At 45.9% G+C, this 15,039-nt stretch carries 14 protein-coding genes; 10 read left to right on the top strand and 4 right to left on the bottom strand.

Annotated elements, in window-relative coordinates; all coding sequences use genetic code 11:
- Positions 1 to 139 precede the first annotated feature (139 nt).
- On the top strand, positions 140 to 922 hold the full coding sequence (locus AC3OH0_RS04185; protein WP_498344868.1) for a hypothetical protein: 783 nt from the start codon (positions 140 to 142) through the stop codon (positions 920 to 922).
- Between the two features lie 62 nt (positions 923 to 984).
- Complete coding sequence (locus AC3OH0_RS04180; protein WP_498344867.1) at positions 985 to 1,626, top strand: HAD family hydrolase; 642 nt, start codon at positions 985 to 987, stop codon at positions 1,624 to 1,626.
- On the opposite strand, the gene AC3OH0_RS04175 is transcribed toward AC3OH0_RS04180, so the two are convergent.
- From AC3OH0_RS04175 to AC3OH0_RS04165, 3 genes are read right to left on the bottom strand one after another with little or no spacing between them, the layout of a single operon-like run.
- A complete protein-coding gene (locus AC3OH0_RS04175) occupies positions 1,616 to 2,617 on the bottom strand; it encodes an NAD-dependent epimerase/dehydratase family protein (RefSeq protein ID WP_498344866.1) in 1,002 nt (333 codons plus the stop codon). The genes AC3OH0_RS04180 and AC3OH0_RS04175 overlap by 11 nt on opposite strands.
- 12 nt (positions 2,618 to 2,629) lie before the next feature.
- Positions 2,630 to 4,099, bottom strand: coding sequence for an acyl-CoA reductase (locus tag AC3OH0_RS04170; RefSeq protein ID WP_498344865.1), 1,470 nt, complete (start codon positions 4,097 to 4,099; stop codon positions 2,630 to 2,632).
- Positions 4,083 to 5,372 (bottom strand): hypothetical protein, encoded by a 1,290-nt coding sequence (locus AC3OH0_RS04165; RefSeq protein ID WP_498344864.1) that lies wholly within the window; start codon positions 5,370 to 5,372, stop codon positions 4,083 to 4,085. Before AC3OH0_RS04165 ends, AC3OH0_RS04170 begins: the two co-directional genes overlap by 17 nt.
- Before the next feature lie 112 nt (positions 5,373 to 5,484).
- Here AC3OH0_RS04165 and AC3OH0_RS04160 point away from each other — a divergent pair, with 112 nt between their 5' ends.
- The 8 genes from AC3OH0_RS04160 to AC3OH0_RS04125 all read left to right on the top strand — a co-directional run bounded on the left by AC3OH0_RS04160 (position 5,485) and on the right by AC3OH0_RS04125 (position 10,917).
- Complete coding sequence (locus AC3OH0_RS04160; RefSeq protein ID WP_498344863.1) at positions 5,485 to 5,763, top strand: DUF7128 family protein; 279 nt, start codon at positions 5,485 to 5,487, stop codon at positions 5,761 to 5,763.
- Between the two features lie 71 nt (positions 5,764 to 5,834).
- A complete protein-coding gene (locus AC3OH0_RS04155; RefSeq protein WP_498344862.1) occupies positions 5,835 to 6,488 on the top strand; it encodes a hypothetical protein in 654 nt (217 codons plus the stop codon).
- A gap of 49 nt (positions 6,489 to 6,537) precedes the next feature.
- Positions 6,538 to 7,257 (top strand): acetate--CoA ligase family protein, encoded by a 720-nt coding sequence (locus AC3OH0_RS04150; protein ID WP_498344861.1) that lies wholly within the window; start codon positions 6,538 to 6,540, stop codon positions 7,255 to 7,257.
- 87 nt (positions 7,258 to 7,344) lie between these two features.
- Positions 7,345 to 7,983, top strand: a complete 639-nt coding sequence (locus AC3OH0_RS04145; protein WP_498344860.1) for a hypothetical protein — start codon at positions 7,345 to 7,347, stop codon at positions 7,981 to 7,983.
- A 151-nt stretch (positions 7,984 to 8,134) separates the two neighbouring features.
- Positions 8,135 to 8,422: a lipoate protein ligase C-terminal domain-containing protein gene (locus AC3OH0_RS04140; RefSeq protein ID WP_193435961.1), complete on the top strand. Its 288-nt coding sequence runs from the start codon at positions 8,135 to 8,137 to the stop codon at positions 8,420 to 8,422.
- Positions 8,415 to 9,194 carry a lipoate--protein ligase family protein gene (locus AC3OH0_RS04135; RefSeq protein WP_498344859.1) on the top strand — a complete coding sequence of 260 codons (780 nt, stop codon included), beginning with the start codon at positions 8,415 to 8,417 and terminating at the stop codon, positions 9,192 to 9,194. The genes AC3OH0_RS04140 and AC3OH0_RS04135 overlap by 8 nt, the downstream gene beginning before the upstream one ends.
- Before the next feature lie 15 nt (positions 9,195 to 9,209).
- Positions 9,210 to 9,923, top strand: coding sequence for an ERCC4 domain-containing protein (locus AC3OH0_RS04130; protein WP_498344858.1), 714 nt, complete (start codon positions 9,210 to 9,212; stop codon positions 9,921 to 9,923).
- A complete protein-coding gene (locus AC3OH0_RS04125; protein WP_498344857.1) occupies positions 9,910 to 10,917 on the top strand; it encodes an MraY family glycosyltransferase in 1,008 nt (335 codons plus the stop codon). Before AC3OH0_RS04130 ends, AC3OH0_RS04125 begins: the two co-directional genes overlap by 14 nt.
- A gap of 5 nt (positions 10,918 to 10,922) precedes the next feature.
- Here AC3OH0_RS04125 and AC3OH0_RS04120 read toward each other — a convergent pair.
- On the bottom strand, positions 10,923 to 15,039 hold a 4,117-nt coding region (locus AC3OH0_RS04120), incomplete at its 5' end, for a carboxypeptidase regulatory-like domain-containing protein (RefSeq protein WP_498344856.1).

The raw sequence follows: 15,039 nt of genomic DNA, 5'->3' as shown, positions 1-15,039 counted from the left end.
AGTTAATACAGCTCGTGGTTTTGAAGGAGTTTCCACCTGAGGTTTTCACCCCTCTCACGGTAATTTCCATGCTCTTCACGGCGTACTACATCGTAGCAGTCAGCATCAATAAGACTGTTGATACCAGGGTGAGAAGGGGTTGAAGATTTTAACGAGATATCTTAGACTTTTATATGTGGGTGGAGTTCTAGCCAGGCTCCACCTTACGAGCTACATATCATGGATAATTAATGGTGTTTTCTGGTCGATTATACTTATAATCCCGGCCTCCTATCTTTCACCTGACCCATTGATTACTTTGAAGCTCTTAGTCCCCGGGATCGTTGGGATGAGCCTTGCCTCAACTGGGTTATGGACTGGGACAGAGTTTCTCCGTTGGATGGTTCATGATGGTTTAACGGACATGTTCAGGGAGAATGGGCTGGGGGTTTACCACTATATTGTATGTACATTGCCGGTAGACCTTATGCTAACAGGCTTGGCTTCTCTGGCATTGCTGGGACTAGTATCGAGCGGGTTTTACAGTATTAACCCTGCGTGGTGGTTAGAGGGAAATCCCTTACTAATAACGCTAGGACTATCCACATTAATGGTTGTCGAGTTGTTTTATGGAGCTCTAGCCGGTTACCTTTACACCAGGACCAGGCTGAGCGGTTCATGGACAGGTCTTCTCCAAATAGTTGTAACAGTTGGAACAATCATTCCTGCATCAACATATCCTCTCCCTTACATTGCCTTCCTAAACCCTGCCAGCTTATCCGCAGAGCTCTTAAGAGCTTCTTACGGGATTTCAGGTTTTGAACCAGCATTTCTAGTATTATTGACCGGGATCCTCACCCCTACTTACTTGTATATTGGCTGGATATTATCTAAGAAGTCTGATGAGCTGATCGCGAGACACGGTTTAGAATATAGGATTTAGATAACGCTCAAGCTTTTATTCGCCATCAAGGGTTAAGATTCTACGTAAAAGGGTTTTAGAAAATGAGCGATAAAGCAGTCTTATTCGATTTAGACGGCACTATAGTAGACAGCGTGCCGTTAATACTTAAATGCTATGGAGAAGGGCTTTCACGCCACGGCGTTAAAGTCAGCGAGCATGAGCTATTAGGCCTGATGGGTCTACCCACCTGGCAGGTAGTGGCCGAAGTATTCAAAACGCAAGAACCCATGATGATTGAGAAAGTAATTAAAGACATTTTCTCATGCTTCTCTAAACACTGGCAGAGGGAGTTGAAACTATACCCGGAGAGTGTGCAAGTTCTCTCCGAGTTGAAGAGAAGAGGCTTCAAGCTTGCCGTGGTAACTTCCTCAGAGCAGGAGCATGCGGAGATAATGCTAGATTATTTCGGCATATCAAAGTATTTCGACATAATCCAAGGAAGAGTAAACGATCTGAGACCTAAGCCAAGCCCTGACATGATTATTCACGTTCTAGATAAATTGAAAGTTGCCAAGACTGAAGCCTTCTTCGTCGGAGACACTCTCTACGACTGCATCGCCTCAGTAAACGCGGGCGTTAAATTCTTACTCATTATGAGGCCCTGGGGAGTAAGTGTTTTAGAGAAATGCAAGCCGTGGAAAGTGTTGAAGGAGCTAACCAATATTCTAGACGTTATTTCTTAATGTATCCCTTCAGCCTATACCATTCAATGGTCTCTCTCAACCCTTCCTTTAAACTATACCTCGGGGAGTAACCCAAAAGCTTCTTTGCTTTCTCAATACTGTATGCTCTATGCTTAGTCACCGAGTCAACAATGCTTCTCCTCAGTAGCAAATTATTATCTCCTTTTAGAAGCGAGTATGCGTGAGTGAACGATAAAAGGAGTTTCGCTAACGCGGGGGTTAAACTATATTTCGGCGGCGGATTACCTGTTAGCTCTGATAGAATCTTATAAACCTCGTTATAGGTGTAGGCTTTATCCTCTGAGAGAATGAAAACTTGGTTTTCAGATTTTTCCAGTTTCTCAACCACTAGCGTGAAACCCTTGGCAACATCGTCAACGTGTGCGAATTGTATAAGCGTCTCGCCATTTCCTATTTTGAATTTCGAGAAGAAGCCTCCCTTCGCGAAAGATGTTATAAACCAGTATGACACATCGTTCACATTCCCCGGGCCGTACAGTCCACTGGGCCTTACTATAGTGTAGGAGAGCCCCTTGGCCGCTAGATCTTTTATTTGTAGCTCGGCGAGGAGTTTTGAGCGACCGTATTCGAACTGCGGGTTAGGAGGCGTCTCCTCGTCGCCTGGTGGGCTCTGCACTGGGCCTATTGCCTCGGTTGAGCTACAATAGATAAATCTCTTCACCCCATGCTTCAATGCTTGCTCTGCAAGTATTCTGGTTGCCTCCACGTTGAGCCTGTAATATAGGTTCTTCTTCCCTGTGAAAGTGTAGTAGGCTGCTAGGTGGATTAATATGTCAGTATTTTTCACCACGTTTAGAAACGTCTCGGGTCTCTCTAAATCCATATATACTGGTTCAACATTCTTCGCTAACAAGGCCTGCCTTTTCTCAGGAGTGTGATAAGTTCCTCTTAAAGTGAAGCCCTTTTTGATCAGGTTGTCTACAACGTAGGAGCCAAGAAACCCTGTAGCACCTGTCACGGTAACCCTCACGGCCAACCCCCTTCAAATTATTTTCAGCACGCCGGATTTCTCGACTAGTCGGAGATACATGGTGTATGTGAAATATCTAGGCATGAACTCGCCATCGTAGGGTTCTAGTGGAGTTCTAAAAAACGATTCCCCTATTGGGACAACCCTGTAAATCCCAAGAATCGACAGCGTGTTTAACACGTGGTTGAGATTTCTCTCTGAAACCTTTAAGGAAGCTGTCTGGAACTTATCCATCCCGCTATCCCTCAGCCTTCTAATCAGAAAAGAGGCCACCTCCCTTAGCTCTCCAATATCCTTCAACACTATTATCTCGATGAATCGCCTCCTAGGTGTTGGGTACGAATGTTTTAAACTGTGTGTTGAATGTTTTCCGATCTCCGGTGTTTCAACAGCGATCGTCCAAGGATTGCCCGGGTTCTCCGAGTAAAAAACTCTTGCACCTTGGAGCTCCAAGCTTTTCCTAAGCAGTATCAGGCTATACAGCTCTCCTTCTCCCATCTCTCGAGGGAATCTCCCCCCAAGATGGTTTAAAGCCTCACCCAAGCTCTCAGCGAACTTCAATGCACTTTCTTTCGAACCTATGAACAAAGCGTAGGTTGGAGAACTGCACAGTTGTTGATCATATAGTATTACATCCCTTGCTAACCCGTAGGCCACTCCTTCCGAGACGGACTCTTCATCTATTATGGCTAACCCTGTAAGGGGTCCGTTAACAACCAGCCTGGGGTGGTAAGGATTCTTTAACACCCTACTAGCTACAACACTCCTACCCGGCTCCCCGCCCCAGTAGTTGACCACTCCAAGAGGTGTTGAGACTAGGAGGTGTTCAAACACCTTGCTATCATGCTTAAAGTATGAGACCAGGAGGGCTGAAGCAATCTCTTGAGAGCCCTCCACGGAGTCTTCAGCTAGCTCGAAAAGCGTGGTGAAAATCTCTGCTACTCCAGGGTAGTTGCTGAGTGATGGTCTCAATATGGTAACGTTCCCTGAGGCTAGGGAGACAACTGTCGGTAGCACAGCCGGTATGACCGTGTTACCAGAGGAAATTATTAGGGAGGCTCCCAGGGGCTTGTTCCACACGAACTCTCCGTTACTGATTTCAACCGGTTGGTCAAGACTTAGCCAACCCCCGATTAATCCCTTATCGAAGAGTTCAACGATATTAGCCTCGTTTAACACCTGTTCAACCAGTCTTAAATCCAGCTTCACGTTTTCCTCGCTGTAGCCTGTGCTTTTAGAAATGCTACGCGCTAATCTCTCCTCGATAGTAGGTAGCTTCTCACTCCAAATTTTCCCCATCTCGCTCAACACTCTTATTCTTCTGCGAAAGCCTAGTTGGAGAAGGCTCTGGGATAATTCTACACTACGATTTAAAAACCTGTCCAACCACTCAACCGTTGGCTCGTATACTCCGGATCCATCATCTCGCGTCTCTATTTTCGTGAAATAAATGGGTTTCACAGCATTATTCTCGTCCACCACTAGTCATCAACTCCTCAAGGGTGCCTCCACAGGCACGCTGGAGCTCCCAGCCTTCATCCTTGGATAGTCTTCTCACATATTGAAACTCTTTTCCATAGTACCTGTTAGAATATTTAAACTTCATGACATCGCCTGGCAGGAAGACCTCCAGCCATGAAACAGCAAGCGGGTCGTAGATTCCCAGAATACCTTCTCTATCAGGTTCCTGGATGATCTTGAATGTCTTAGGATCTAATAAGAATACTTCTTGAAGTGGGTGCGGGATTTTTCCCATTAAGCCATAATTATCAATTAAAGCGGTGAGAGTCTCGGTCATGCCGAGCACATCCATGAACGGTGCTGGTTGTTCTATTCCATTCCGTCTAGCCTTGAAGAACCTTCTTGAATAACTCACAATAATGTCGTAATCAGGGATTTGAAAACCTTTACTGCCTCCGCCTGTTACAACCACCCCTCCCTCCCCTAAATCCACAGGTGGAACTTTATACACTATCTTGCTGAGGATTTTCAATAGTGAATTCATAGATTCAAATTGCTTGGACAGAAGGTATACGCCAGCTGGAGCTGTGAACAGCAGTTTAGGCTCCTCTTTGCTTTTGAAAAACTCCATTATCACCTTCTTATTAGGGACGAGCTTTCTCCATTGAGAACCACTAGCCTCCTCCCTAGACAACTCCATGCCGTATAAGAGCGGGATTTCCTTCCCCTGGAGAGCAAGGTCGACAAATGCTACGAAATTAAGCCGGCTCCTAAGCTCTTTAGCAGCCAGGAATAAAGCTATTCCCTCCCTCTTTCTCAGCTCACCCCCATATACATACTCGAACAGGTAGGTGTTCGCTCTAGTCATCATCGCTAATTCCAAGTAAGTTCTGAAAACCCTAACCGGTGTGGTACTGGTTGTTCCGCTGGATGAAAAAACGATAGCGGGCTCGCTCTTAACCTGTTCTATCAGGAACCGCTTGTAACCCTCCCCCCTCAAGAGATCCGAGGGCACAGCTAGCTTAACAAGATCCTCTAATTCGGCTGAGCCCGGGTCGATCCCTATCCTGTTGAACAATTCTTCGTAAAAATCGCTTGTCTCGGCAAAGAATTTTAGAGAACTCCTTAAGAGATCTCTTCTCAATGAGGATAACTCCTCTGGAGATTTTGTGAAAAGACTTTTATCCCCTGAAAGATCCCACAGTCTTTTAACGTGAGGATGAGTTAAGAGCTCGGATTTAACAGCCTTCTCCATGATCTCGTTTACAGAGGGTAAATCCTGGGTTGAATTCAAATAACCACCCTTATAGGATTTGTTTAATAAAACCAAGCTTCTTGATAATAAAATTTTCCCTTGCAATTAAAGTATTTACGGGGGTTAACGATTTAGGAAAACAGGGGAAAACATGGTTTACATCATCGAAGTAGATGGTTCCAAATATTATGCGTGCTCCATCTGTGGGTTGATTTATGAATCAGAAGAAACAGCTTCCAAATGTGAAGAATTTTGCAAAAGCAACCCTGGCAAATGCAATATCGAGATAATGAAAGAATCCATTGGTTACATAGAACAAGCGGAGAGCGGGGCTTTCACTTTGAAATTTAAAGTGCTTGCTAAAGGAGAAAAAATAAAGCCAGTATACAAGATATGCAAGCATCGTTTAAACGTCTACAAGATATGTTGATGTTAACATCGCGAGGGCAAAAGTTTTTATTAAAGCAAGGCTATTAATGTGTGTTTGCGGTGGTGATAAACATGGAGAAGGGTTTAATACTGTTCTTCATCATAGCCTTGACGCTAATTATAGCTCAAACAGGTTATTCCAGCACATCATCAAGCCTCGAGATATATGTTGAAGGAAGCCCTGTAGAAAACTCCTTTACAGGGTATGCTAGAGTAAAATATGCTGAAACCCCAGCTAACTATACATTAATTAGCATATACATTCCCTTTGAAGGACAGCTAAACATTATAAACATAACAAGTAGCACCGGTGTATTGATAAGCAACTACCAGCTGGAAAACAATACAGTGTCGTTTCTAGCATTAAACACTTCTGAGATAACCATATACTTCATCGTTGAGAATGTTTTCGAGGAAGTCGGCATAGGGAGCTATGCAACATTCATTGATTTAACCAGATATAGTGATTTAAGCTTCAATCTAACAATGAACCTTGTTGGAACATATAATGTTGAACCATCCCTTAATACAAGGTACTCTAATGGAAATACATTAATAACTATAACGCAACCAGGGTACTATCCTGTGACACTTTACATAAACCCAGAAACAACAACAGTCACGCAACCCAGCAATAATCAAGGGAGGATTCTGATTCTAGGAGCCGTAACGGCTACGTTGGCGATTTTACTGGTTTTGCTCTTCCTACTCCGCAGAAAGAAGTAGTTTTTCAATAATGTTTAAAAGCCTTCAAATACATACTTCAGTCAGGGATATGAGTACTGCTTCAAGCTTGATCACTAAAGTATATCTTGAAGAACGCATAAAACTCCTAGAAGACGAGGTATTCGAGCTCCTTAAAGCATACAACATTCCAACAGCTCCATATGCTGTTGCTAGAAGCATTGATGAAGTCCCTTTAATGGCCGAGAAAGTGGGATTTCCTCTCGTCATAAAGATCATCTCGCCAGACATAATCCATAAGACCGATGTAGGAGGCGTGAGGCTCGATATCTGGTCAAAGCAGGAAGCCCTGAAAGCGGCGGAAGAGATTACTGAGAAAGTCAGGGCGAGTAATCCCCAAGCAAGGATCAATGGCTTCCTCCTCCAGCCCATGATGCCCAAGGGCGTTGAAATCATCATCGGGGGACTCCACGACCCTGTATTCGGAAGCGTTGTCATGTTTGGAGCAGGAGGCATATTCGTTGAAGTTTTCAAGGACGTGTCTTTCAGGGTTGCACCTCTCACCATAGACGAGGCGTTGGAAATGATTGATGAGATTAAAACCTCAGCAATTCTTAAAGGCTACAGGGCTCAACCACCAGTTAACAAGTACTCCATTGCGGAGATAATAGTGGCTATTGGGAAAATGCTTAATGAACATCCAGAGATAGAGTCCATGGATTTAAACCCGGTTTTCGCATACCCTGATAAAGCTTACGTTATTGACGGTAGGATTATTTTGAGAAAACCGGGCGTTCATCATAAAAGCTAGGCAACCCCTATGGCTGTATTAGATTTATTATTCTTGTTTAAATGCTAATTAACCAATTCATTTATTTTAATAAACCCGGAGGCGTAAGTGCTGTCCATGTTGGAAAACAGTCGTGAGGAAGGCAATAGTATGAGACCTGTCCGAGAATATAATACTGAACCATTCAGCTCGCGCAACAATTCCACAAGTATCGAGAAGGTAGTGGGGAACGTGGAGCAGTTAATAGCTGAGGGAAGGCTTGAAGAAGCATCGCTACTCTCATATGGGGCTTTGACATCACTGTGTGAAAGCAACCCCGGGTTGGCAGGTTCTTTTTTGAACAACCTTGTTTACGGGCCTTACTCGAAATCGATACCTGCTACTCTAACTCTAATACATCTACTCACAGCTAAGGGCTTTCCGCCTTCATGTACGGATCAAATAGCAGTCTTACCTCTCTCCATTGTGTACAGTGTCCCTCAAGGAAGCATTCTGGAGAATGATGCCCTGGTCAAAGCTGTTTTCGGTTTAATTGAAAAATTATTGCACACGGCTTTAACAGAACCGGTACCCTTAGAAAAATTGCACACAGTGTATCTTGAGCTAAACACTTTCCTCTCTGAATTTTCCAAAGTCCTGTCGGAAAACGGGGGTGCGGCGAAGTTCAGAGCGCTTTTCGCGCAGATTGAAACGATGTGGACACGGCTTGTATCCACGCTATTCTCAGGTAGTGACACCTTTACGTGAAGTTTCCACGAGCCCGGGGTCGAGCACTTTTTCAGCGACCCATATCGTCCCATATATCAAGATATTAAAAAGAATGGTGGCTGAGTAGGGTTTTATGAGACGTGGAAAATATTAATCTCTTGCTCTTTATTATATCTAAAGGATGATCGCCTTGAAGACTTACTACAACGAATACAAGGCTAGAAAGGGGTTGTTTAAAGTGAGAATTCTGGCAGATGATCAAAACATCATCAGGAATATTACGATCATGGGCGACTTCTTCATATATCCTGAAGAAGTAATATGGGTTGTCGAAGATTCTTTGAAAGGCGTGAAGTTCGAAAAAGACGCGGTGGCTAACATCATTAGGGATGTGTTTACCAGGGAGAGCGCTGTACTTGTAGGTTGCACTCTTGACGAGTTCATTCAGACGATAGTGGAGGCGAGACCTGTTGAGTGAACTAAGAGTTGTGTTCACGGAGACGCTGGATAATCCATGGATGAATCTCGCATGGGAGGAGGCGTTTTTCCAAAGCAGGTGTAGTGATAAAACCGGAGACGTGTTGAGGATCTGGCGAAACAGGAATGCCGTTGTGATAGGAGTTTTCCAGAAGGCTTCGGAAGAAGTAAACCTGGAGTATGCTCAACAGATAAGGGCAGGCATTGTAAGACGGTTCACAGGTGGTGGAGCAGTCTACCACGACCTCGGTAACATAAACTTTGCCTTATCGGTTAAACCTGTTGGTAGAAAAGTTAACGTGGACTACCTGTACGTTGATCTTCTCAAGGGGGTGGTTAAGGCCCTTGAAAAACTCGGGTTCAACCCAAGTGTTCAGAACGTGAACGACATAATAATAGGGGATAGGAAGGTTGTCGGGGTCGCCGCTAGCTTAAGGAGGGAGCAGAATTGCGGATTTATTCATGGAGCAATGCTCTACAATGTAAACCTCGACGTCCTAGCCGGCATCCTGAAGATCCCGTTGAAAAAGCTGGCCGATAAAGGGGTTTCGAGCGTCAAGTATCGGGTCACCAATATCAGTGCGCTGAAGCCAGAGCTAAGGGTTGAGGACATTGTAAAAGCCTTGATAGAATCCTTCACGGAGACATTGGATAAGAAGGGTTGGTATCCTGATCTTCCCAAGCAACATGAAATAGAGATGGCTGAGAGACTTTACTCCTCCAAGTACAGTACTCCTGAGTGGAATATGGAGAGAAAGAGGCCTGAGTGGTAGGGAAGGTTAGTTTCCATGAGCTTTTCACTGCTTTTCCCCGTGGATGTAATCATAGATTCGAAGGAAGATTCGAAGCATCCGGACGCAAAGAAGAAGCTGTTAAGTGCTGGGTTGAAGGTAGCTGTTCTAAACCTTCCAGCCGGAGACTTCCTCCTGCTCTCACCCCCTGATAAACAAAGCATTCTAGTGGAGAGAAAAACTGTTGACGATTTCGCCAATAGTATAAGAGATAACAGGATATGGGAGCAGGCTAAGTTGTTGAAAAATGCGGCTGCCCAAGACGGTCATAAGCCGCTGATAATTCTTGAGGGTTGCATAGAAGACCTTGCCAGGTATAGAGGTTGGAAGCCTCAGAGCCTGCTTAGAATACTCGACACCCTTATCCTGGAGTTTGAAATACCTGTTTTAAACACCCCCGGGTTCGAGGAGACGGTGCAGTGGATAGTGCTTAAAGCCAAAAGTCTCGGAGAAACCGGTGGTAAAAAAGTATTCAGAATGAAGGTTGAGAAGAAGCCTTTAAGCATTAACGAGAGAATACTGTATGTTGCTGAAAGCCTAGCCGGCCCGGCCACTGCTAGAAAACTCCTGAGAAGCTTTAAGACGCTTAAAAATCTTGCAAACGCCTCTATATCTGAGCTCCTGAGAGTGGAGGGTGTAGGGGAGAAAAGGGCTGAGGAGATTTTCCTCATATTTAACACTGAGTGGAGGGAGAGCAATGGAACCGGTTGATGCTTTAGAGGTTTTACTCCCCTCACTTATCTCGGCCGCGTCAACGTATATTTTATTGAAATGGTGGATTCCGAAATCACTGTTTCTAGGGCTTAAGGGTAAAGACATGAACAAATACGGGTATCCCGAGGTAAGCGAGGCTGGAGGGATATGGGTGATCTTAAGCGCTGCTATAAGCATTCTTGTCTATGTAGCGATTGCAACGATCTCGGAGAGAGATCCTGGAAATCTACATCTACTAGCCACTACTCTGGTTTTGATTCTTGCAGGACTATTAGGCTTCATTGATGACATTTTAGGCTGGAAGAAGGGGATTTCTCCAATAGCGAGAGTATTGTTCACGATACCTATAGCTCTACCCCTCATGGCTGTTAAAGCAGGATACTCGTTGGTTGAAATACCGTTCATAGGGGCCTTAGACCTGGGGCTCTTGTACCCGCTAGTTGTAGTACCCATAGGCGTGGTTGGAGCAAGCAATGCTTTTAACATGCTGGCAGGGTATAACGGGCTTGAGGCTTCACAGGGAATAGTTATTCTATCGTTCACGTGCCTGTTCCTGCTGAAGAAAAACATGCTGGAGCTGATACCTGTAATACTCCCTGTCATAGCGTCCCTCCTTATATTCCTCATTTTCAACAAGTATCCTGCAAAAGTCCTGCCTGGAAACTCCTTCACCTATGGATTAGGAGCGTTCTATGCTTCAGTAGTAATATACGGTAATTTCGAGCGATTTGGACTTTTCATGTTTACCCTGTACTTCCTAGAGTTCGCCTTGTTTCTCAGGGGTCTAGCCAACGGCGTGTATAAGGAGAATTTCGGAATTCCCCGGGAAGATGGAGGGTTGAAACCCCCTTACAGGAAATCCTATAGTGTAACCCACATCGCATTGAAAACTATGATTCGAGTCAAGGGTAAGGCAACAGAGAAAGATGTTGTAAACTTCATATGCCTTCTCCAAATAGTAATAGGATTGATAGGATTATGGTTTTTGTAAAAAAATTATTTTTTGACAAACCCTACGTAGTCGAGGAGACCCAGAACTATTATTGATAACACTATTGAGGCTAATGCGTAGCTTGATAATCCTGCTACACCCTCCTCGCTTTTAGCACGAAGATCGTCTAGCTTGCTAGATAAATCATCGAGCTTCTGGGATATGGAGCTTACGGATGTTTGAAGAGTTGATAGTGCATTGCTTAATTGACCTGTTGTCACCGGAAGCTTCTCGTTCAACAGCTGCTTTATAACGTCGAACTCGGCAAGTATGTCTCCCGTCTTAGTGTTGATGACTCCAATAATTCTGCCCGCTTCGTCTCTTATCAATCCAACCAATGTTGCGTTAACAGAGTCTAATGCGCCAGATAATTGGTTAATCGAGAGCTGGACGTCACCTATCTTCGTCTTGACCAGCACCATCGTATCGTTAATCAATGATAATCTTGCATCCAGGGCACCGAGGAACTCGATGATATTGTTAAGCTTAACATTTATAACTCCGAGGGAAGTGTTGATCATTACCAGGTTGTCCCTTATCTCAATTATTTTTGCGTTGAGCTGGTCGAGTGTAATAAGTGTTTGCTGAGTATTGTTGAGTATCATGTCTAGTTTGCTCACAACAAGTATCCCTCCTGATACTATGGTCTCACCCTGCATGTCAGCGATCAATACTTCATGTGCTCCTTCATCGACTAGTGGAATGTTGAGTGTTGCCGCGAAGGCTCCGCTCACATTGGATGTCTTAATTGATAGGAAGTTACCATCCAAGTACACGTATAAAGGTTGCAGCGGGTTCAAGCCCGTGACTTCCCCCGCGACCCTCCCAGGCACCGTGATAACTGTGGGAGATATCACTATTTTCGGCAGTACGTAGAACTCTGCTGAACCGTAGTGTGTCTCATCAATGTTCATTACTTCGAACTGGTGGGGTCCGCCTGGTATAAGTTTTAAAACGCCTGAGTATACTGCCGTCCCGTTCTCATTAGAGGTAACATAGTCTACTACTTCTCCATCGATCATGATGGCGAGGGTGTCATAGGCTTCGGCGCCGGTTATTGTTAAAGAGTAGGAGTCTCCTACGTGGAGAAGCAGGTTGTCAACAGAGACCTGCAACGGCTTGAGCACGAGCCACTTCGCAGAGTTTAACACGATGTTCCAGAAGTCATCGGTGAACGTGTCCGGAGTGTTCCAGCTTGTAATGGCGAAGCTGGAGAGCAACACCCATTTAACCCCGTCGTCAAACTCTTTGAAGGCTACTGCGTCACCACGTCTCACACCGCCAACGTATAGCGAACCAATAGTGATTCCGCTGAAACCTGAGAAGTATGAGTAATCAGCTCCCGTCCACGAGTTGATCATTATCATTGAGCCGACCGGGTATCCCCTGAATAGCGGATGAGGCCTGTCCACCCTGATCAAAAGCTCCCAGGCTCCATATCCATAGCCAACTGATGCCGGGTCGCCGAGATACATGTTCAATACTTTTATACCGTAGCCGTATGATCCCCAGCTGTCCATCCATATTACTCCCACGCCTTTCTCGAACGTTGCATTCAGGAATTCTGAGAACTCGGTAGATGAGGGGAATGGTACATTATAGTCTCCAGAATATATCACCACGTCTATAAGCCCCGCTAAGACATCGTTAGTGAGAGCTGGGAGGCTTGTATAGGTGTTAGCGTACCAGCCGTTTTTCTCGAACACGTATTTGAAGGTGCCGGCGTAATCCCACATTATCCCTATTCTTGGAAGCCGCTTCAAAACGATCTCGCCGAGGTTGACTGTTTCGTTAACGCTTACCTCAACCTCTAAGAACACTGACTTGTAACCAGGGGCTTTCACTTCGAGAACATACGAGCCCTCGGGTAGCCAGAACTTGAAGTAGCCGTTTTCATCGGTTCTCGCGGTAACAGGTGTTCCAAGTACTTGGATCACAGCGTTCGACAATATGGCGCCATCCGACCCTAACACCCAACCTTCAACAAACCCGTAAGGCAGTCTCTCAAGCGCGACATCTACTCTTGTGTAGATGTTCTTCTCAATTCCTCTGCTAACCACGAATCCGCCAGAGTTGGGTGTTGATTTGAGTATTGATAACGCTTTAACGAGTCTTGAGAGGTCAGGGCTCCCGAGACTTGGGATAGCTGTCCAGCCTAATAGGACAGCGTTCTCCAGTACCTTCTTAGTGTTGTTGCTGTAAACGCCGTCAGCTCCGGGCTCGATGTACTGGACCCAGTAGCTCTCAGCCCAGCTTCCAAGGTAGAACCATGGCACGTTACTGTTAGACGCCCACTCGGCAACGCCAACCCCAAAGTATCTCTCATACCCGGTCGTGGTGTCGTTAACATATGCTAGTATGTTCAACCTTCCAGTGGGATCTGTGAAGTTGTAAACCTTGTAGTCGCAGTACCCGCTGGAGCACACGTAGAACCTGTTGGGCGGTATGTCCGGCGTTACTCCGTTGAACACTGGGTGTGAAAGGTTCAGCATGTGAGCCTGCACATAAGTGTACGTAGGATACTCATACAAGTTACTATATGGTGCTGGATAGCTGTTATTGACGAGTGTGCTATTGTAGTATCGCAGTACATAGAGCGCTGTATAGCCTGCGTAGCTTGTCCCCAGGAATATCAGCGTAGAGCCTGAGGCATCTGCAAGCAGGTATATTGCTAACACGTCGGCAAGGGCTGGGTATGTGTAGCGGTCGGGTTTGAAATAGTTTATTACCACCACCTTCGGGTTTATTAACCCGTTGACCCAGTCGTTGATTAGTACCGTGACATCCGTATAGTTAACCACTGGAAGGCCGAGGCCCTGCACTATCTCAATTATGTGCGGCCTAGTGTAAGAGTAAATGTTTCCTAGCACGACCACTGTTGGAGGTATTGGCTGAAGGTAGAAGTCTTGCTGGACGCTTGCAGCAGGAGCTAGCGTTACTGTAGCATTGGCTTCGACGAACCCTGGTTTATAAGCCCTGACCAAGTAGGTGCCCGATGGAAGGCTCAACTGGTAGTAGCCTGTGGAGTCCGTGACGTTGTAGACCAGCTCGCCTGATACGTATGTGTAAACTATCGCGTCCTGGATGGGAGTGTTGTCAGCAGCGTTGTACACGTAGCCGTATAGGGTACCGTTTCCTAAGGGGTACAGTGGGAAGTTGACAACCACGACCTCGGCTTCATCCACGGTAACAGTTGTCTCCGCCGACCGGTATCCCGTAGCCTCCGCAGCCAGCGTGTACGTGCCCGGAGGCACGGAGAACTGATATGTACCGTTCTCATCCGTTTCAACGGTTAAACCCAGCTCCACCACTGTTACGTTAGCTCCTTGAATAGGTGTGGTGGTTATAGCGTCAAAGACTACCCCAGTGATGGTTCCGTTCAAAAGCACCACGGTTACAGGGACCTCGATGCTCTGGTATCCCCATGCTTCAAACCTTAGTGTATAGTTGCCGGGATCTAACGGTATCTTAAAGTACCCGGTACCGTTAACCTTGAAGGACTGGTTTGTCTCTACCACAATGACATTGGCCCAGGGTATTGGTTCTCCTGAAACTACATCCGTGACAAAGCCTTCCACACCGCTCTTCTTAGCGTACTCCTGAGCCTTTCTCACGGCCTCGTAAGCATCCACACGTCCCCATCCATACCTCGTGTCAAGCCCGGGGTCGCCGAAATCTATTGCGGTAGAGTTGAGAATCATGTAAACTTTCTCGGGCGTGTCCATAACATCGAAGTACACCCAGCCAGCCGCCTGGAGGACAAGGGCTACGAGGCCTGAAACATGCGGCGCCGCCATCGAGGTACCGCTCCAAGCCTCGTATCCTCCTCCTGGAACCGAGCTGGTGATTGAGACACCAGGTGCTGACAGATCGGGCTTCACATATGTTGACGGATACATGTCGAAGAAAGGCCATGTTGGAGGCGGAGATGGCCATGAAACAACTTTCCCACTACTCCAGGAGGCCACGTTGTCGTTGATATCGGTTGCGCCTATGCCGAAAACGCCCCATATGTTGCCTGGGTTTCCTGATGTTTCAGGGCCGGAGTTGCCGATTGATGCTACGGGGATAATGTTTGCGAGCAACATGTTCTCTATAGCAGGTAAGAGGTCGTTGCCATAG

This window comes from Thermosphaera sp. (genome assembly GCF_059755995.1).
This window is presented reverse-complemented; position numbering and strand designations above follow the sequence as displayed.

Coding starts and splice junctions, on each gene's coding strand:
- AC3OH0_RS04180 (WP_498344867.1), top strand. CDS start 985: ATGAGCGATAAAGCAGTCTTATTCGATTTAGACGGCACTATAGTAGAC.
- AC3OH0_RS04130 (WP_498344858.1), top strand. CDS start 9,210: ATGAGCTTTTCACTGCTTTTCCCCGTGGATGTAATCATAGATTCGAAG.
- AC3OH0_RS04150 (WP_498344861.1), top strand. CDS start 6,538: ATGAGTACTGCTTCAAGCTTGATCACTAAAGTATATCTTGAAGAACGC.
- AC3OH0_RS04160 (WP_498344863.1), top strand. CDS start 5,485: ATGGTTTACATCATCGAAGTAGATGGTTCCAAATATTATGCGTGCTCC.
- AC3OH0_RS04155 (WP_498344862.1), top strand. CDS start 5,835: ATGGAGAAGGGTTTAATACTGTTCTTCATCATAGCCTTGACGCTAATT.
- AC3OH0_RS04125 (WP_498344857.1), top strand. CDS start 9,910: ATGGAACCGGTTGATGCTTTAGAGGTTTTACTCCCCTCACTTATCTCG.